This window comes from Actinospongiicola halichondriae, from assembly GCF_049103745.1.
GTDB lineage: Bacteria > Actinomycetota > Acidimicrobiia > Acidimicrobiales > Salinilacustritrichaceae > Salinilacustrithrix > Salinilacustrithrix halichondriae.
This window is the reverse complement of the sequence record NZ_CP171622.1, coordinates 1,654,173-1,671,237: the sequence shown is the minus strand read 5'-3', so window position 1 is coordinate 1,671,237 and position 17,065 is coordinate 1,654,173. Positions and strand designations below refer to the sequence as shown.

16 protein-coding genes are annotated in these 17,065 nt (G+C 69.7%); 13 read left to right on the top strand and 3 right to left on the bottom strand.

Translation table 11 applies throughout. The features are described 5' to 3' along the window. The first annotated feature begins 37 nt into the window (after positions 1–37). From tkt to AB8619_RS08160, 4 genes are all read left to right on the top strand, one after another. Positions 38–2,071, top strand: coding sequence for a transketolase (gene tkt, locus AB8619_RS08175; protein WP_436795972.1), 2,034 nt, complete (start codon positions 38–40; stop codon positions 2,069–2,071). Then, on the top strand, positions 2,068–3,168 hold the full coding sequence (gene tal / locus AB8619_RS08170) for a transaldolase (protein ID WP_436795971.1): 1,101 nt from the start codon (positions 2,068–2,070) through the stop codon (positions 3,166–3,168). The genes tkt and tal overlap by 4 nt, the downstream gene beginning before the upstream one ends. Positions 3,169–3,170: 2 nt before the next feature. Beyond that, positions 3,171–3,842 (top strand): 6-phosphogluconolactonase, encoded by a 672-nt coding sequence (gene pgl / locus AB8619_RS08165; protein ID WP_436795970.1) that lies wholly within the window; start codon positions 3,171–3,173, stop codon positions 3,840–3,842. A 75-nt stretch (positions 3,843–3,917) separates the two neighbouring features. Beyond that, positions 3,918–5,474 carry an adenylate/guanylate cyclase domain-containing protein gene (locus tag AB8619_RS08160; RefSeq protein ID WP_436795969.1) on the top strand — a complete coding sequence of 519 codons (1,557 nt, stop codon included), beginning with the start codon at positions 3,918–3,920 and terminating at the stop codon, positions 5,472–5,474. Here the strand turns inward: AB8619_RS08160 and AB8619_RS08155 are convergent. Then, on the bottom strand, positions 5,455–6,330 hold the full coding sequence (locus AB8619_RS08155; protein WP_436795968.1) for a hypothetical protein: 876 nt from the start codon (positions 6,328–6,330) through the stop codon (positions 5,455–5,457). The two genes, AB8619_RS08160 and AB8619_RS08155, sit on opposite strands and share 20 nt — an antisense overlap. Before the next feature lie 58 nt (positions 6,331–6,388). Between AB8619_RS08155 and cofH the strand changes: the two genes are divergently transcribed. After that, the gene (gene cofH / locus AB8619_RS08150; protein ID WP_436795967.1) at positions 6,389–8,686 is read left to right on the top strand and encodes a 5-amino-6-(D-ribitylamino)uracil--L-tyrosine 4-hydroxyphenyl transferase CofH; all 2,298 of its coding nucleotides are present in this window, start codon (positions 6,389–6,391) and stop codon (positions 8,684–8,686) included. Here the strand turns inward: cofH and AB8619_RS08145 are convergent. Further along, positions 8,662–9,204 (bottom strand): response regulator, encoded by a 543-nt coding sequence (locus tag AB8619_RS08145; protein ID WP_436795966.1) that lies wholly within the window; start codon positions 9,202–9,204, stop codon positions 8,662–8,664. The two genes, cofH and AB8619_RS08145, sit on opposite strands and share 25 nt — an antisense overlap. A 72-nt stretch (positions 9,205–9,276) precedes the next feature. Between AB8619_RS08145 and AB8619_RS08140 the strand changes: the two genes are divergently transcribed. Genes AB8619_RS08140 through AB8619_RS08120 form a run of 5 tightly spaced genes read left to right on the top strand, consistent with a single transcriptional unit; the run spans position 9,277 to position 14,011 of the window. Beyond that, positions 9,277–10,308, top strand: coding sequence for a TIGR00730 family Rossman fold protein (locus AB8619_RS08140; protein WP_436795965.1), 1,032 nt, complete (start codon positions 9,277–9,279; stop codon positions 10,306–10,308). Continuing rightward, positions 10,305–11,453 (top strand): acyl-CoA dehydrogenase family protein, encoded by a 1,149-nt coding sequence (locus AB8619_RS08135; RefSeq protein ID WP_436795964.1) that lies wholly within the window; start codon positions 10,305–10,307, stop codon positions 11,451–11,453. Before AB8619_RS08140 ends, AB8619_RS08135 begins: the two co-directional genes overlap by 4 nt. Further along, positions 11,450–12,565: an acyl-CoA dehydrogenase family protein gene (locus tag AB8619_RS08130; protein WP_436795963.1), complete on the top strand. Its 1,116-nt coding sequence runs from the start codon at positions 11,450–11,452 to the stop codon at positions 12,563–12,565. The genes AB8619_RS08135 and AB8619_RS08130 overlap by 4 nt, the downstream gene beginning before the upstream one ends. Then, the gene (locus AB8619_RS08125; protein ID WP_436795962.1) at positions 12,562–13,353 is read left to right on the top strand and encodes an enoyl-CoA hydratase/isomerase family protein; all 792 of its coding nucleotides are present in this window, start codon (positions 12,562–12,564) and stop codon (positions 13,351–13,353) included. Before AB8619_RS08130 ends, AB8619_RS08125 begins: the two co-directional genes overlap by 4 nt. Before the next feature lies 1 nt (position 13,354). Continuing rightward, complete coding sequence (locus AB8619_RS08120) at positions 13,355–14,011, top strand: nitroreductase family protein (RefSeq protein WP_436795961.1); 657 nt, start codon at positions 13,355–13,357, stop codon at positions 14,009–14,011. A gap of 23 nt (positions 14,012–14,034) precedes the next feature. On the opposite strand, the gene AB8619_RS08115 is transcribed toward AB8619_RS08120, so the two are convergent. Then, complete coding sequence (locus tag AB8619_RS08115; RefSeq protein ID WP_436795960.1) at positions 14,035–14,259, bottom strand: hypothetical protein; 225 nt, start codon at positions 14,257–14,259, stop codon at positions 14,035–14,037. A gap of 82 nt (positions 14,260–14,341) precedes the next feature. Here AB8619_RS08115 and AB8619_RS08110 point away from each other — a divergent pair, with 82 nt between their 5' ends. From AB8619_RS08110 to AB8619_RS08100, 3 genes are read left to right on the top strand one after another with little or no spacing between them, the layout of a single operon-like run. Then, the gene (locus tag AB8619_RS08110; protein ID WP_436795959.1) at positions 14,342–15,097 is read left to right on the top strand and encodes a hypothetical protein; all 756 of its coding nucleotides are present in this window, start codon (positions 14,342–14,344) and stop codon (positions 15,095–15,097) included. Positions 15,098–15,100: 3 nt separating this feature from the next. Beyond that, positions 15,101–16,033: an AAA family ATPase gene (locus AB8619_RS08105; RefSeq protein WP_436795958.1), complete on the top strand. Its 933-nt coding sequence runs from the start codon at positions 15,101–15,103 to the stop codon at positions 16,031–16,033. Then, positions 16,030–17,058 carry a hypothetical protein gene (locus tag AB8619_RS08100; protein WP_436795957.1) on the top strand — a complete coding sequence of 343 codons (1,029 nt, stop codon included), beginning with the start codon at positions 16,030–16,032 and terminating at the stop codon, positions 17,056–17,058. Before AB8619_RS08105 ends, AB8619_RS08100 begins: the two co-directional genes overlap by 4 nt. The last annotated feature ends 7 nt before the right edge of the window (positions 17,059–17,065 follow it).

The following is a 17,065-nucleotide window of genomic DNA, read 5'->3' as shown; positions in this document are numbered from 1 at the left end:
CATCGGGGGCCTGACCGAGGCGGCCGGGGCACGGTCTATGGTTGGAGGTTCACCCGACGTCGGGCGCACGGGCCCTTCCATCTTCAGGAGACAGACAGTGACTGACCCGGACCTGGAGCGACGATCGATCGATGTGATCAGGGGGCTGGCGATGGACGCACCCCACGCCGCCAACAGTGGTCACCAGGGAACCGCGATGGCGCTCGCTCCGCTCGCCCACGTGTTGTGGACGCGAGTGATGACGTACGACGCCGCCGACCCGGACTGGCCCGATCGAGACCGCTTCATCCTCTCGGCTGGACATGCGAGCATCCTGCAGTACTCGCTGCTCCACCTCACCGGCTTCGGCCTCACCCTCGACGACCTCCGGGACTTCCGGCAGTGGGGCTCGCGGACACCCGGCCACCCGGAGTACGGCCACACGCGTGGCGTCGAGGTCACGACCGGTCCCCTCGGTCAGGGGTTCGCGAACGCCGTCGGCATGGCGCTGGCCGAGCGCTGGCTCGGCGCGCGGTTCGGTGCCGACCTCTTCGATCACCACACCTTCGTCATCGCCGGCGACGGCGACCTGCAGGAGGGCGTGAGCCACGAGGCGGCATCGCTCGCCGGCCACCAGCGGCTCGGCAAGCTCGTCGTGGTCTACGACGACAACCACGTCTCCATCGACGGGGTCACCGAACTGTCGCTGTCCGACAACGCCGCCGAGCGCTTCCGCGGCTACGGGTGGGACGTCGACGAGATCGGCGAGGTCGCAGAAGACCTCGACGCGCTCGAGGCGGCACTCCTGCGGGCCAAGACCACCGATGCCCCCACACTCATCATCCTCCGCAGCCACATCGGCCACCCGTCGCCCTCGCTCACCGACTCTCCGTCGGCGCACGGCCTCGCGTTCGGCGCCGAGGAGATCACCGAGGCGAAGGCCGCCATGGGGCTCCCGGACGTGCCGTTCACGGTGCCCGACGATGTGCTCGAGATGTACCGCGCCGCCGGCGAACGTGGACGTGGTGCACGCGAAGCCTGGGAGAAGCGTCTCGCAGCATTCGGCGGCGACCGCGCGGCACTCGACTGCTGCCTCGACGCCGAGGGCATGCCCGGCTGGGAGGAGTCGATCCCGACCTTCGGACCGGACGAGAAGCTCGCGACCCGCCAGGCATCGGGCAAGGTGCTCCAGGCACTGATCGAGGACGTCCCCGGCCTCCTCGGCGGCGGCGCCGATCTCACCGGCAACACCGGCACCAAGATCGCCGGAGCCGGCGTCATGAGCGCCGACGAGCCTGCCGGTCGCCAGCTGTACTTCGGCGTCCGCGAGCACGGCATGGCCGCCGTGATGACGGGCATGGCCCTGCACGGCGGCGTCGTCCCCATCGGTGGCACCTTCCTCGTGTTCTCCGACTACGCCCGCGGTGCCATCCGCCTCGCCGCGCTCTCCGGCGCCAAGGTCATCTACTCGTTCACCCACGACTCCGTGGGTGTCGGCGAGGACGGCCCCACGCACCAGCCGATCGAGCACGTCGCATCGCTCCGTGCGATCCCCGACCTCTGTGTCCTGCGGCCGGCCGACGCGAACGAGACCGCTGCCGCATGGAAGGTCGCCGTGAGCGGCGACGGGCCGACCGCGCTGATCCTGTCGCGACAGGGACTCCCCGTGCTCGACGGCACGTCGCACGACGGCGTGGCCAAGGGCGGCTACGTGCTGCACGACGCCGACGACGCCTCGGTGGCCCTCGTGTCGACCGGTTCCGAGGTCCACGTGTGCGTGGCCGCCGCCGAGGCGCTCGCCGCCGAAGGCATCGCTGCCCGGGTGGTCTCGCTGCCGTCGTGGGATCTGTTCGAGGCACAGCCGGAGTCGTACCGGCGGTCGGTGCTCCCCGAGGGTCTGCCGACCTTGTCGGTCGAGGCCGGAGTCACCTTCGGCTGGGACCGGTATGCCGACGCCATGATCGGCATCGACCGCTTCGGGGCCTCGGCACCGGGCGACGAGGTCCTCGAGCGACTCGGCTTCACGGCCGAGAACGTGGCGGCGCAGGCGCGGGCATTGGTCGCGACCGGCTCGGGCAAGGACTCGGCATGACACGACTGCATGACCTCCACGACGCCGGCCAGTCGCCATGGCTCGACAACCTCCGCCGGGGCTACCTGCGCTCGGGTGAACTCCAGGCGTACGTCGACCGGGGCGTCCGCGGCATCACGTCCAACCCGTCGATCTTCCAGAAGGCGATCGCCGACAGCGACGACTACGACGAGCAGTTCGGAACGCTCCTGGCGGACGGCACCTCGGTCGAGGACGCCTACTGGCAGATGGTCACCGACGACATCAGCGAGGCGCTGGCCGTGCTCCGCCCCGTCCACGACTCGTCCGGTGGCATCGACGGCTACGTCTCGGTCGAGGTCGACCCCGGCCTCGCCCGCGACACCAGCGGCACCATCGCCGCGGCCCGTGCGCTCGACGAACGCATCGACGAGCCCAATCTCTTCGTGAAGATCCCGGCCACGGCCGAGGGTGTCCCCGCCATCGAGACGATGATCAGCGAGGGACGCAGCATCAACGTGACCCTGATCTTCTCGATCCCCCGCTACGAGGCCGTCATGGAGGCCTACCTGTCGGGCCTCGAGACCCGCCTCGACACCGGTCACGACGACCTGTCCGAGATCGCCAGCGTCGCCTCGTTCTTCATCTCGAGGGTCGACACCGAGGTCGACAACCGCCTCGAGTCGATCGGCACGGACGAGGCCCTCGCACTCCGCGGCCGGGCGGCCGTGGCCCAGGCCCAGGTCGCCTACCAGCGCTTCCTCGCCACCTTCTCCGGACCGCGCTGGGAACGACTGGCCGCTGCCGGAGCCAAGGTCCAGCGTCCGCTGTGGGCCTCGACGTCGACCAAGAACGACGCCTACCCCGACACGCTCTACGTCGACACCCTCATCGGTCCGGACACGGTCAACACCCTGCCCGAGGCCACGATCGAGGCGTTCGAGGCAGAGGGAACCGTCGCCCGGACCGTCGACGCAGACGTCGACGGGGCGGTCTCGGTGCTCGAAGGCCTCCGGGCCGTCGGGATCGACATGGCCGACGTCGCCGAGCGCCTCGAGGTCGAAGGGGTCGCGGCGTTCGAGAAGTCGTTCGACGACCTGCTCGACACCCTGCAGACGAAGGCCGACCACGAGGGCTGATCATGCACGGTGAGGTGTACGTGGTCGACGACGTGTCGGTCGCCTTCGCCGAGGCCGTTGCCGATGCATGGCGGGCACGCCCCAACCGGGGCTTCTCCATCGCGCTCTCCGGTGGCGAGACCGCTCGCCGTTGCTACGAGTTCCTCGCCACCTGGCGCGACTCACCGGTCGACTGGATGGCGACGGAGATCTACTGGGGCGATGAGCGGTGTGTGCCGCTCGACCACCCCGACTCGAACTACCGCCTCGCTGCCGACTCCCTCCTCACCGCCGTCGGCGGCGTGCACGCGCTGTTCCCGATGCGCGAGGAGGACGGTCCCGACAGCTACCACCTGCTGCTGTCGAGCGTCGGGACCATCGACCTGATCCACCTGGGCCTCGGCGCCGATGCCCACACCGCCAGCCTCTTCCCCGACTCCCCTGCGTTGCATGCCGACCCCGGGCGACTGGTGGTGGCCAACGAGGACCCGACGGGTACGCACCCCTATCCGCGAATGACGCTCACGTACGCCGGGATCGGGCGGGGCTCCACCGTGGTGGTCACCGTTTCGGGCGAGGAGAAGGCAGAGGCGTTCGACCGGGTCCGACGGGGCGTCGACGTGCCGGCGAGCCACATCCGCGCCGAGCGGGTCATCTGGCTGGTCGACGAGGCTGCATCAGGCATCGCGCCGTGACGCCGGTCACCCTGTGACCCCTGACCGGAGCGACGATGACGGTCCCGCGCTCCTGCGTTTCGTAACCTGATCGACATGCCCGCTGCCTCCGACGTCCCCGGGCGAGTCCTGACCCCTGAGGCTTCGGCTGCGCTGCGCCGGACCGCGCGCGACGTGCGCATGCGGCTTCTGGTCCGGTTCTCGCTCCTGCACGCGGCCGGCGGCCTGATGGTCTTCAGCTACCTGCAACAGCTCTACCCCGCCTCGCAGGCCTTCGGGACGCCGTGGCTGAACGACCTCGCGTTGCTCGCCGTCACCGAGGCCACACTCGCACCGGTCGCCTGGCTGTGGTTCGGGAAGAAGTTCCACGCCTCCGAGCGGTGGGCGCTCGACGGGCGCCTCCCCACCGCGACCGAACGTGAGCGGGTCCTCGACGAGCCCTGGCGCATGGCAGCACGGCCGTTCCTGCTCTGGCTCCTCGCCACGGCCTTCGTCGCCACCAGCATCTCGTTCCGGAGCTCGTACGACGGGCGCGAGATCTTCGACATCGTCCAGATCATGCTGATCGGTGGACTCGGCGTCTGTGCCATCTCCTACCTCGTCATCGAGCAGACGTACCGGCCGCTGTTCGCCTTCGCCCTCGACGGAGAGGCCGCACCCCGTCCGGCGAGCCTGGGCATCCGTCCTCGCCTCCTGCTGGCGTGGAGCGTCGGGTCCGGCATCCCCCTGCTCGGCGTCGCGCTGTCGCCGTGGCGCGAGACCGGGCTGTCGCCCGGAGCGATGGCGGTGCTGGCTGCCGTCGGTCTCGGTGGCGGACTCTTCGCCATGTTGGTCGCCTCCAACTCCATCGCCGAACCGCTCGACGAGGTCCGTCACGCCTTGGGCCGGGTCGCCGGTGGCGACCTCACGGCGGATCTCGCCGTCGACGACGGCGGCGAGGTCGGGCAGCTGCAGGCCGGCTTCAACCGCATGGTCTCGGGGCTCCGCGAGCGAGCCGAACTCCAGGACCTCTTCAGCCGGCACGTCGGCCACGAGGTCGCAGCGCAGGCGCTCGAGCGGGGCACGGGGCTCGGCGGCGAGTCGCGACGGGCGAGCGTCATCTTCGTGGACCTGATCGGATCGACGGCGATGGCCGAGGTGCTCCCGCCGGGCGAGGTCGTGGCCACGCTCAACGCCTTCTTCCAGGCCGTCGTCGACACCGTCACCGAGCAGGGTGGATGGGTCAACAAGTTCGAGGGCGACGGCGCCCTGTGCGTGTTCGGCGTCCCCGGCTTCCAGCCGGATCACGAGGCCCGAGCACTCCGCGCCGCACGGGCGCTCCGGGATCGGCTGGCCGAGGTCGCCACCGACCATCCCGGTCTCGACGCGGGGATCGGCGTCTCGGCCGGCACGGTCGTCGCCGGGAACGTCGGTACCGAGGAACGCTACGAGTTCACGGTCATCGGACGTGCCGTCAACGAGGCGGCCCGGCTCACCGATCTGGCCAAACAGCGTCCGGGACGTCTCCTGGCATCGGCCGGCGCGGTGCGTTCCGCGGGCGTCGAACGCACGCAGTGGGCCGACCGCGGGCGGGTCGGGCTGAAGGGCCAGCAGGCGCCCACCGTCATCTTCGAACCGATCTCCGCGACCCGGGTCACTGCCATCGGCGAGTGAAGACCTGGTGCGTCGTCTCGGGTTCCGCCCCGTCGGGCGCCCAGGGGGCGATGAGCCACGCATAGCCTGCCTGTCGGGCCGCCGCGAGCATGCGGGGAACCAGGACCGCGGGGTCGCCGCCGCAGCGCACGCAGACCGCGGTGTCGAAGCCGTCGCGGCGCGCTTGTCGCGCCACCCGCCAGGCCGATCGGATCGAAGCGGATGCCAGCGTCGATGACACCTCGGGGACGGCGGCGACGCCCTCGAGTACCAGTGCCGGGTCGGCGTACCCGCCGGCATGAGGCGGGGCGTCGCCGTCGACGACCGCAGCATCGGCGGCACCGGCACCGCTGGTCGACAGCCGGTACGAGTGCCGGGTCTCACCGGGCTCGAGGCCGCACCGCACGAGACCTGCGCCGTACCACTCCGGGTGCCACGGACGTCCCGTGATCGAGGCGTGTTCGTGGCCGGCGACGACGACGCCGAACTCCTCGTCGGCGCGCCAGCTCACCGGCCCGGTCATCGACGTGGCCCCCTCACCTTCGAGCCACTCCTGCGCGGCGTCGAGGAGTGCGTTGACGACCGCGGCGTCGTCAGGGGCGTCGAAGAAGCCGAACCAGGCGTCCTGCTCGCCCTCGTGCGCTCGGTGCGCGGCGATGCGTCCGGCTGGCTGACCTCCACGTCTCGCGAGGAAGTAGGCCGCATCGCCCTGCTCGAAGTACGGGTGTCGTCGCGGATCCAGTCGCCACGACTCGAACGCCCGGACGCCGGCGTTCCATCGGCCGTCGGCGCTGTGCAGGAGGAAGGGCACGTCGCGGAATCGGCGGAGCTGCGTCCGTGCCTCGACGGGCTCGACAGTCACGATCGGAGGAGCCATCGCCGACGATCGTACGGCTCGCGTCTGAGGTGTCAGCCGCACCGATAGGGTGCCGCGCATGGTGGACGCCTCAGCTGGTCAACCGTCACGCGATGCCGCACGCGACAACGCGGCGTTGCTCGACCTGCCCCTCGACGAGCTGCAGGCCCGTGCCCGCGCCGTGCGCGATGCACGCACGGGGACGAGGCTCACCTACTCGCCCAAGGTGTTCATCCCGCTGACGATGCTGTGTCGTGACAAGTGCGGGTACTGCACGTTCGCCCAGCCTCCGGCGCGGCTCGAGTCGCCGTACCTCACGCCGGACCAGGTCCTGGCGATCGCACGGCGTGGCGTCGAGACCGGATGTCACGAGGCCCTGTTCACGCTGGGCGAGCGCCCCGAGGAGCGGTACCCCGCCGCTGCCGCGTGGCTCGAGACCAACGGCTACGAGTCCACCGTCGACTACCTGGTGGCCATGTGCCGTCTGGTGCTCGACGAGACCGGCCTCCTCCCCCACGCCAACGCCGGTGCGATGTACGCCGACGAGCTCGCCCGTCTCCGCACGGTCGCGCCGTCGCAGGGCATGATGCTCGAGACCCTCCGCGACGACCTCGACTGCCACCGTGGTTCGCCGGACAAGACGCCGGAGCGCCGTCTGGCGACGCTGAACGCCGCCGGCGAACTCGGCATCCCGTTCACGACCGGGATCCTCGTGGGCATCGGAGAGGACCCCATCGACCGGGTGCGCGCGCTCGAAGCGATCGCCGACAGCCACGCTCGGTTCGGCCATGTGCAGGAAGTGATCGTCCAGAACTTCCTCCCCAAGCCCGGCACCGGCATGCACCGCGAGCCGGCGTGCCCACACGACGACTTCATCCAGGCCATCGCCATGGCGCGCCTCATCCTGCCGCCGGAGATCCACCTGCAAGCGCCCCCGAACCTCTCGGACGACTTCGGCGTGCTGGTCGACGCCGGCATCGACGACTGGGGCGGCGTCTCACCGGTGACCGCCGATCACGTCAATCCCGAGCGTCCCTGGCCGGCGCTCGAACGCCTCCGCGAGGTGACCGAGGACCGCGGGTGCACGCTCGCTCCCCGTCTCACCATCTACCCGGAGTTTGCGCTCGACCCGGTTCGTTTTCTCGACGAGGGTCTGCGTTTCCCGGTGCTCGACCGTTCGGACGCCGAAGCCCTCGGCCGCGACGACCACTGGTACTCCGGCCACGAGGACGCCCCGACGGTGCTCGTGCCGGGACGGGCGGCGGCCGGTGGCGCCGTGGGCGAGGTCCTCGCCGGCGCGATCCTCGGCCAGGAGCTCGGCATCGAGGAGATCACGACCCTGTTCGAGGCCCGCGGACCCGAGGTCGCCGCCGTGGCCGAGGTGGCCGACGAGTTCCGCCGTGAGGCGAACGGCGACGTGGTCACCTACGTCCAGAACCGCAACATCAACTACACGAACGTCTGCACGTTCAAGTGCAAGTTCTGCGGCTTCTCGAAGGGGCCGCTGTCGCTGAACCTCCGCGGCAACCCCTACCTCCTCACGCTCGACGAGATCGCCGGCCGGGTCAAGGAGGCCTGGGACATGGGGGCGACCGAGGTCTGCCTCCAGGGTGGGATCCATCCCGACTTCGACGGGGACTACTACATCGACGTCACCCGTGCCGTGAAGGAGGCCGCACCCGACATCCACGTCCACGGGTTCACGGCACTCGAGGTCACCGAGGGTGCCAAGCGCCTCGGCGAACCGCTCGCCGACTACCTCCGACGTTGCATGGACGCCGGGCTCAAGACGCTGCCCGGCACCGCGGCCGAGATCCTCGACGACGACATGCGTGCCCTGCTGTGCCCGGACAAGATCAACACCGAGGAGTGGCTCGAGGCCCACCGCACGGCGCACTCGGTCGGGCTTCGCTCGAACGTCACGATCATGTACGGCGCGATCGAGAACCCCGTGCACTGGGCTCGCCACATCGTGCGCACCCGCGACCTCCAGAAGGAGACGGGTGGATTCACCGAGTTCGTGCCGCTCCCCTTCGTCCACATGGCTGCGCCGATGTACATCCAGCGCAAGGCCCGGCGCGGTCCGACCTTCCGCGAGGCGCTGCTCATGCACGCCGTGGGGCGGATCGCCTACCGCGGCCACATCGACAACATCCAGGTCTCCTGGGTGAAGATGGGTCGCTCGGGCGTCGAGCAGTGCCTGCAGGCCGGGGTCAACGACCTCGGTGGCACGCTCATGGACGAGAACATCAGCCGCGCCGCCGGCGCCAACCACGGACAGATGATGCAGGCCGAGGACTTCCGGTCGATCGTCGAACCGCTGGGCCGAACGCTCGAACAGCGGACGACGCTCTACGCGCGGCCCACGCCCGCCTGATCGCCGGTACGCCGGTCGACGAGGTCGACCAGGACGTCCATGTCGAAGGGTTTGGTCAGGTAGCTCACGTCCCGCTGCGCCTGACCTTCGTCGCCTTCGTGGGCGCTGATGATGATCACCGGCGTGTCCGCCGCGATCGCATTGGCACGCTCGCGTACCGCCCAACCGTCGACGGCTCCCGGGAGCCGGATGTCGGCCACGATCGCTGCCGGTCGGCACCCGGCGTCGAGCAGGTCGATCGCTTCCTCACCGGTCGACGCCACGTCGACCTGGTAGCCGGCGGACTCGAGCGACAGGCGGATGAGCAACCGCGTGCTCTCGTCGTCCTCGACGACGAGCACGGGGTGTAACTCCTCGCTCCACCACTCCTCGTCGAGCTTGCTCTCGATGTCGCGGACGTGGAGGCGCGTGCACTCGGCGCAGAGTCGCGCCTGCACCCCATCGCGAACCACCGTCGACCAGGTCCACAGATCGTCTTCGCCCACCTGACCGCACCGCTGACAGCGGATTCGTCCCATTGCGTGAGCGTACTGCCCGATTTGTCCGCGTTACGGCGCAACGCCCCTCCGACGGCGTGCCAAGCTCGGCCCATGTCCAGCCCAGACACCGGCAACGAGGTCTCCCGGACCGAGCTCGAGGCGCTGCTCGCTCGGGTCGGCAGTGCGCGGAACCGCGACCTGCTCCTCGACATCCTCCGTACGGCACTCGGACTCGCGGGCGACGACGTCACGCGACTCAACCTCAAGATCACCGCCTCTGCCCTGCGAGAGATGCGGACCGCATTCGCCACCTTCCGTCCCTACGAGGACGCACCCAAGGTCACCATGTTCGGCTCGGCGCGTACCCGGCCCGACGATCCGCTCTACGAGCAGGCCCGACGCCTGGCGGCCGAGCTGGCGGCACGCGACTGGATGGTGATCACCGGGGCGGGTCCCGGGATCATGGCCGCCGGACTGGAGGGCGCCGGCAGGGAGAACTCCTTCGGCGTGACGATCCGTCTCCCGTTCGAGGAGTCGGCCAACGAGTTCATCGAGGGCGACGAGAAGCTCGTGTCGATGAAGTACTTCTTCACCCGGAAGCTGATGCTCGTGAAGGAGTCGGCAGGGTTCGTCGCCCTCCCTGGCGGGTTCGGGACGCAGGACGAGACGTTCGAGCTGTTCACGCTCCAACAGACGGGGAAGTCGGTGCCGGCTCCGGTCGTCCTCCTCGACACCCCCGGTGGCACCTACTGGCACAGCTGGCTCGACTTCGTCCGCAAGGAGCTGGTCGACGGCGGGCTGGTGAACGAGGCCGATCTCGAGCTGTTCGTCATCACCGACGACGTCGACACCGCCTGTGAGGAGATCGTCGGCTTCTACCGCAACTACCACTCCATTCGATGGGCGGGCGATCAGCTCGTGATCCGTATGCAGACGGGACCCACGCCGGCGCAGCTCGCGGCCCTCAACGCTTCGCACGGCGATCTGCTCGTCGACGGTGCGATCGAGGTCGTCGAGGCCGGGCCGGCCGAGCGCTCGAGTCGCGACAACGTCGAGTTGCCGCGCATCGGCATGACGTTCGACAAGTACCGCCAGAGCGGGATCCACAGCGTCATCCGGGAGGTCAACCGATGGGTGGCGTGAGCACGCCGGCAGACATCGAGTCGCTGGGGCGGGCGGCGGCCGACCGCTCGGCCGAGATCGAGGCCCTGCGCCGACTTCCGGACGATCTCGCCGCCGGCATCCGCCACCTCGGTTTCGGCCGGGCGATGGCTCCCGTCGAGATCGGCGGCGGCGAGTGGTCCGTCGCCGACATGGTCGACCAGCTCGAACGCCTCGCCTATCACGACGGTGCGACGGCATGGTGCGCCATGATCGCCGGGACGACCTCGCTGGTCGCCGGCTCGATGACGGCGACGTGGGCCGAGTACATCTACGGCGACCCCGAAGTGCACACCGGCGGCTTCGCAGCGCCCGTCGGACGAGCACGAGCGGTCGATGGAGGGCTCGAGGCCTCCGGCCAGTGGCAGTGGGGATCCGGGACCCACCACTGCACCTGGATCGGTGGTGGCTGCCTGATCGTCGACGAGGACGGAAAGCCTGCCCCTCTGCAGGACGGGACCGTGGCACCGTTCGTGTTCTTCCCCGCCGAGGAGGTCACGCTCGACGACGAGAGTTGGCGGGTGAGTGGCCTCAAGGGCACCGGGTCGGTCGACTACCGCGTCGACCGAGCAGTCGTCCCCGACGGCCGCTGGGTGCAGATCGGAGTGACTCCCGTGGTCGACCGGACGCTCTACCGGTTCAGCTTCCTCGGCGCACTCGCCGTCGGCATCAGCGCCGTCTCGCTCGGACTCGCCCGCCGTGCTCACGACGAACTGGTCGACCTCGCAGGAGGAAAGCGTCCGCAGGGCTCGTCCAAGACCCTCGCAGAGCGTGCGGTCGTCCAGGACTCGATCGCTCGGGCCGACGCCGGGAGACGAGCGGCCCGTCACCTGCTCGACCACGCGGTGCGCGAGGCCTGGTCGCTCGCTGACGCCGGTGCGGCGGTCGACGCCCGCACCCGCATCGCACTGCGCCAGGCGGCCACCCATGCGACGTCCACCGCTGCCGACGCCGTCGACGCCTGCTACGTCGCCGGTGGTGGAGCGGCGATCCACGAACGCTCGCCGCTGCAGCGGATCTTCCGCGACGTCCACGTCGCCACGCAGCACGCCATGGTCGCCCCCCGCATGATGGAGGTGGTGGGCCGATCGCTGCTGGGACTGCCGACCGAGGTCGGCCAACTGTGAGCGGACTGCAGACGATCGACGACGTCACCCGCTGGCTCGACGACCATCCATCACCGTCGTCGCGTGCGCTGGCGGACGCCGGGCTCGTCGCTCCTCACTACCCCGCACCGTGGGGACTGGGCGCCGACGCTCCCCTGCAACTCGCCGTCGACGCCGCCCTGGCCGAGCGCGGCATCGAACTGCCCGACAACCCCATCGGTGTCGGCTGGGCCGGACCGACCTTGGTGGCCGGAGGATCGCCCGAGCAACAGGCACGCTGGCTTCCCGGGCTCCTCGACGGCAGCGAGTTCTGGTGCCAACTGTTCTCCGAGCCAGAGGCGGGGTCCGACCTGGCGGCGCTGCGGACGACGGCGGTGCGAGACGGCGACGAGTACGTGGTCGATGGTCAGAAGATCTGGTCGACGTGGGCCGGTCGGTCGGCCTTCGGGATCCTGTTGGCGCGGACGGACCCGTCGGCACCCAAGCACCGCGGGATCAGCTACTTCGTCCTCGACATGTCGTCACCGGGGATCGACGTTCGGCCGATCACGGAGATGACCGGCCAGTCCCACTTCAACGAGGTCTTCCTCTCCGACGTACGCATCCCGGTGGACTGCCGGATCGGCGACGAGGGCGATGGCTGGCGCCTGGCCAAGGTGACGCTCGGCAACGAGCGGGTCTCGCTCTCGGAGGGCGGCGTGTGTTGGGGCATGGGGCCGACGAGCGCCGAGACGTTCGAGCATCTCCGAGCGAGTGGTCGGCTGCAGGATCCGGTCAGGCGCCAGGAGGCGGCTCGACTCTGGATCCAGACCACGATCCTCGAACTCCTCGGCCAACGCGTCGTCGAGGCCGTGGAGCGGGGCGAGGATCCCACGCCGATTGCTTCGCTGAAGAAGCGACTCGCCGACGTGCACGGCCAGGAGTTGTTGACGCTCGTGAAGGACCTCCGCGGCCCCCACGGCATGCTCGGTGTGCAGGACGCCCACGCCGAGGCGCACGACGAGTGGCACTGGGCCTACCTCTTCAGCCGAGCGCTCACGATCGGCGGCGGCACCACCGAGGTGTTGTCGAACGTCATCGCCGAGCAACTGCTCGGACTGCCCCGCGAGCCCCGACCCGAGAAGGCGCCATGACGCACGAGTTCCGCTGTATCGACCTCGAACGCGACGGGGACGTCCTCGTCGTGACGATCGACCACCCCACGTCCGCGGTGAACGCGGTCGACCACGACCTGCATGCAGACCTCACCGCCCTGTTCCCCCGGCTGCAGGCCGAGCGCTCGGCGCGGGCAGTGCTGTTGACCGGGCGCGGCCGGGCGTTCTCGGCCGGCGGCGACTTCGACTGGTTCCCCCAACTCCAGGATCCCGAGGCGCTCCGCAACCTGCAGCACGACGCCAAGTCGATGATCTGGGACCTGCTCGACGTGCACCTGCCGGTGGTCACGGCCGTGAACGGACACGCCATGGGCCTGGGGGCGTCGATCGCTCTGCTGTCCGACGTGGTGTTCATGGCCGATTCGGCGCGGATCGGTGACCCGCACGTGTCGGTCGGGCTCGTCGCCGGCGACGGCGGGACCATCGCGTGGCCGCTGGCGCTCGGGCCGATGCTCGCGAAGCGATTCCTCCTGACCGGGGACTCGGTCTCGTCGGCCGAGGCGGTGCAGTTCGGGCTCGTCCACCGAGCCGTCCCCGACGACGACCTGCACGACGAGGCGCTGGCGTTCGCACACCGGCTCGCTGCTGGGGCACCGCTCGCCATCCAGGGCACGAAAGCCGCCGTCAACTCGTGGATCAAGGCGACGACCGGGCCGGCCTTCGACATCGCCATGGCCAACGAGATGACGACGTTCCGGTCGACCGACCATCCCGAGGCACTCGCTGCCATCGCCGAGAAGCGCCCCCCGGCGTTCGAAGGGAAGTGACATGGAGCTCTACGACGCAATCATGACGACGAGGTCGATGCGCCGCCTCACCAACGATCCACCGGTGACCGACGCCGAGATCGAACACTGCCTCCGCGCCGCCGTCCAGGCGCCGAACGGGGGCAACGTGCAGCCATGGCAGTTCGTCGTGCTCACGGATCCCGAGCAGCGTGAGCGGGTCGCTGCCGTGATGCAGCGGGCGACCTCGCGATACATGGACGCGGTCGAAGCCATGCGGCCGCCGACCGACGACGCTGCGGCCGAGGCGTCCTGGGCCCGGGGCGCTGCACTCACGCGTCATCTTGCCGATCACCTCGCCGACACGCCGCTCGTGTTGTTCGTCCTGACGCCGTATCCGAACATCCTCAGTGACGACGAGGGACCCATCGAGATCGGACGACTCGAGGCGTCGATCTTCCCGGCGGTGCAGAACTTCCTGCTCGCGGCACGCGACATCGGGCTGGGGACGACGCTCACGACCCTCGTCAAGGTCTACGAGGACGAGATCAAAGCCATCTGCGGCATCAAGGCCCACCACGACATCGTCGCCCTGGTGCCCGTGGGCCGACCCGTCGGCCGGTTCGGGACACCACCGCGCCGTCCGGCCGAGAAGGTCACCAGCTGGAACACCTACGGCGAGCGGCGCCCCTTCGGCTGAGCCCGGGCGACGGCCCTGCGCCCTCAGCCGGACTCGTCGAGCGCCCGCAGGATCTGGAGCGCCTTGCCGACGGCGCGTTGGGCCTTGGCCAGTTGCTTCTCCTCGCCGGGGTGTTCCGGGGCGCCGGCCTCCAGCGCCGACTGCAAGATGTCGATCGAGCGGTCGGTGAGTGCCTCGCCGACGTTCTCGAGTTGGACGCACAGGTCCTCGTAGCGGGCACGGCCGCCGTGTGCAGACATTCCGGACATCCCGAGAGTGTGGCATTTCGGCCTACAGACGGTCCCGGACGCCCGGGGTAGCCTGCCGCGTCCGACGGCCGAGAGCGAGCACATGGCACCGAAGCACACCGATCTCGAGGACCTCCACGAGTTCATCGCGTTCGAGGACCCGGACGAGCACCGGACCTGGGTGTTCGACGTCACCTTCCTGACCAGCAACTGGACGTGCATCTACGGACAGGGCTGCCAGGGAGTGCTCACCGAACCCGCGCCCGAGCTGGAACACGGTTGCTGCAGCTACGGGGCCCACTTCGTCGACGACGACGACCACGAGGGCATCAGCCGACTCATCGACTCCCTGACCGACGACCAGTGGCAACTCAAGGGCAAGGCGGCCAAGAAGGGTGCGACCCGCCAGACGAAGAGCGGCCAGTGGGTCACCCGCGTGCACGACGGCGCCTGCATCATGCTCAACCGGCCCGACTTCCACGCCGGGGCCGGCTGCTCGCTCCATCTCGCCGCCCTCGAGGCCGGCGAGCGCCCCCTCGACTGGAAGCCGGACGTGTGCTGGCAACTCCCGCTCCGACTCGAGGAGTCGACCGACGACCACGGGCACGTCACGTCGACGTTGCGTGAGTGGAAGCGGCGCGACTGGGGCGAAGGTGGCCAGGAGTTCCATTGGTGGTGCACCGATGACTCGTCGGCCTTCGTCGCGGCGCAGCCGACGTACGAGGTGCTCCGCGACGAGATCGTCGAGATGGTCGGCGACACCGCCTACCGCCTCCTCGTCGATCACCTCGAGGAGCGACGGAACTGGATCCCACTACCGCACCCGGTTCTGGGCTCGAGGGCGAGACAGGAGGACTGATCGATGAACTTCTCGACGGCCACGCTCTCCGAAGCAGCCCGCAAGGCCGGACTGCGGATCCCCAGTCAGGTGATCGACCAGCTGGTGGCCTCGATCGACGCCGGCAAGCACGTGATCCTGACCGGTCCTCCCGGCACGGGGAAGACGACGCTGTCGTTCCTCGCCGCCGAAGTGGCACAGCAGTCGATGCTCTGCACCGGCTTCCTGCCCACGACCGCCACGACCGAGTGGACCACGTTCGAGACCATCGGCGGCTTCCAGCCCTCGTCGGAGGGTCTCCTGTTCCGTCCGGGCATGTTCGTCGAAGCGCTCGAGAGCGGGCGATGGCTGGTCATCGACGAGTTGAACCGCTCGAACTTCGACCGGGCGTTCGGCCAGCTCTTCACGGTCCTGTCCGGCCAGAGCGCCGTCCTGCCCTTCAAGCGGGCCGGCCGATCCGAGCCCGTCGCACTCGTGCCCGCGGGGGTCGAGGCCCCACCGGAGACCGATGTCATCCGGGTTCCGGCGTCGTGGCGGATCATCGCCACCATGAACGTCTTCGACAAGAACCTGCTCTTCGAGATGTCGTACGCCCTGATGCGACGATTCGCGTTCGTGGAGGTCACGTCGCCGTCGCACGAGGTCTTCGAGGAGCTCCTCGCCCCGCACCACGACGTGGTGACCGACCTCCTGCTGCTCCGGCGATTCCGCGATCTCGGACCAGCCGTGTATCTCGACGCGGCGCGGTTCGCCGACCGACGGGCGCGCGACGATGTCACCCGCTCCCGTCTGCTCTACGAGACCTTCTACAGCTACTTCCTCCCCCAGCTCGAGGGCGCGGACGACTACGAGGCGACGTCGCTGTACCGGACGATCAGCCCGATGCTCGACGAGCCGGAGCAGATCGAGGTCCGGCGAACGATCGCCGACGTGTTGGGCGTCGAGCTCGCCCTGTGAGCGACCTCCCCTCCGAGGGACGCCCCCATGCGGGGGCCGGAATCGACAACCGGCCGCGCGGGCAGGGTGGCCCGACCGGGTCGGCCGAGGCGTCGCTCGACCGGATCTGGAACCGGATCCGCCGACCGGTCGATCCTCACGGCGCGATCGAGGCGCTCGTCGGGGTTCCGCGGCGCACCGCACGACAGGTCATCGGGGCGGCGACCGCCGGCAGCGACGAGGCCACTGCGCTCCTCTCCGCGATGCCGCAGCTGATCCGGAACCTGTCGATCTCCACCATCTCGGTGCCGGAACGCTGTGCCGGCGAGATCCGGGGCCCGATCCTGTGGTCCGAGACGATGGCTGCACGGTCGTCGTCCGCCGGGGATCCCGGGGTCTTCGTGTGTTCCACGGTTAGCCGAGCCCACGACACCCCCGAGAACCGACTCCTGGTGGCTGCGCTGGGGGCGATCGTGCGCGGTGGCCGCGATGTCGAGCAGTTCCTCAGCGACGACGACGACGAACTCGCACAGGCATCCCTGCTCGTCGATGCCCGACGCCATGCCGACCTCGCCCAACGGTTCCTCGACCATCGGACGCTCATCGACGTACAGAGCGGTCGGTCGACCAGGCGATCACAGCGTCGGGTGCGCCACGACCCTCGACGACGCGCCTATCGCCCCGTCGCGGCGATGCTCGCCCGCGCCGCCGAACCGCTCGACGTGTCGACCATCCGGTTGTTCTGCAACGCGGTCACCACCGCTCGCCACGATCTCTTCGTGGCCGCCATCGACCACCTCGAGGCGCGAGGGGTCCGGGTGCCGGCGCTGCTCGTGGTCGACCGTGAGGTGGTGGGCGGGCCGGTGCGGTTCCACCATCCGGCGCTGGCTACTCGATCCGAGACCAGCCGCTACGGGCTCTTCGTCGGCGCCACCCGCCTCGACGTGCCCGGCGGACTGCCGTCCCACGACGGCACCACCATCGTGCGCAACCGCGGCGACCTGACCAGCGCGATCGACGCGGCGATCACCCGCGACGGGCTCTGAGGCCGAC

Bases quoted from the DNA above. Each gene is read 5' to 3' on its own strand.
- AB8619_RS08160 (WP_436795969.1), top strand. From the start codon at position 3,918: ATGCCCGCTGCCTCCGACGTCCCCGGGCGAGTCCTGACCCCTGAGGCT.
- AB8619_RS08120 (WP_436795961.1), top strand. From the start codon at position 13,355: ATGGAGCTCTACGACGCAATCATGACGACGAGGTCGATGCGCCGCCTC.
- AB8619_RS08110 (WP_436795959.1), top strand. From the start codon at position 14,342: ATGGCACCGAAGCACACCGATCTCGAGGACCTCCACGAGTTCATCGCG.
- AB8619_RS08105 (WP_436795958.1), top strand. From the start codon at position 15,101: ATGAACTTCTCGACGGCCACGCTCTCCGAAGCAGCCCGCAAGGCCGGA.
- tal (WP_436795971.1), top strand. From the start codon at position 2,068: ATGACACGACTGCATGACCTCCACGACGCCGGCCAGTCGCCATGGCTC.
- cofH (WP_436795967.1), top strand. From the start codon at position 6,389: ATGGTGGACGCCTCAGCTGGTCAACCGTCACGCGATGCCGCACGCGAC.
- pgl (WP_436795970.1), top strand. From the start codon at position 3,171: ATGCACGGTGAGGTGTACGTGGTCGACGACGTGTCGGTCGCCTTCGCC.
- AB8619_RS08145 (WP_436795966.1), bottom strand. From the start codon at position 9,204: ATGGGACGAATCCGCTGTCAGCGGTGCGGTCAGGTGGGCGAAGACGAT.
- tkt (WP_436795972.1), top strand. From the start codon at position 38: ATGGTTGGAGGTTCACCCGACGTCGGGCGCACGGGCCCTTCCATCTTC.
- AB8619_RS08115 (WP_436795960.1), bottom strand. From the start codon at position 14,259: ATGTCCGGAATGTCTGCACACGGCGGCCGTGCCCGCTACGAGGACCTG.
- AB8619_RS08140 (WP_436795965.1), top strand. From the start codon at position 9,277: ATGTCCAGCCCAGACACCGGCAACGAGGTCTCCCGGACCGAGCTCGAG.
- AB8619_RS08125 (WP_436795962.1), top strand. From the start codon at position 12,562: ATGACGCACGAGTTCCGCTGTATCGACCTCGAACGCGACGGGGACGTC.
- AB8619_RS08155 (WP_436795968.1), bottom strand. From the start codon at position 6,330: ATGGCTCCTCCGATCGTGACTGTCGAGCCCGTCGAGGCACGGACGCAG.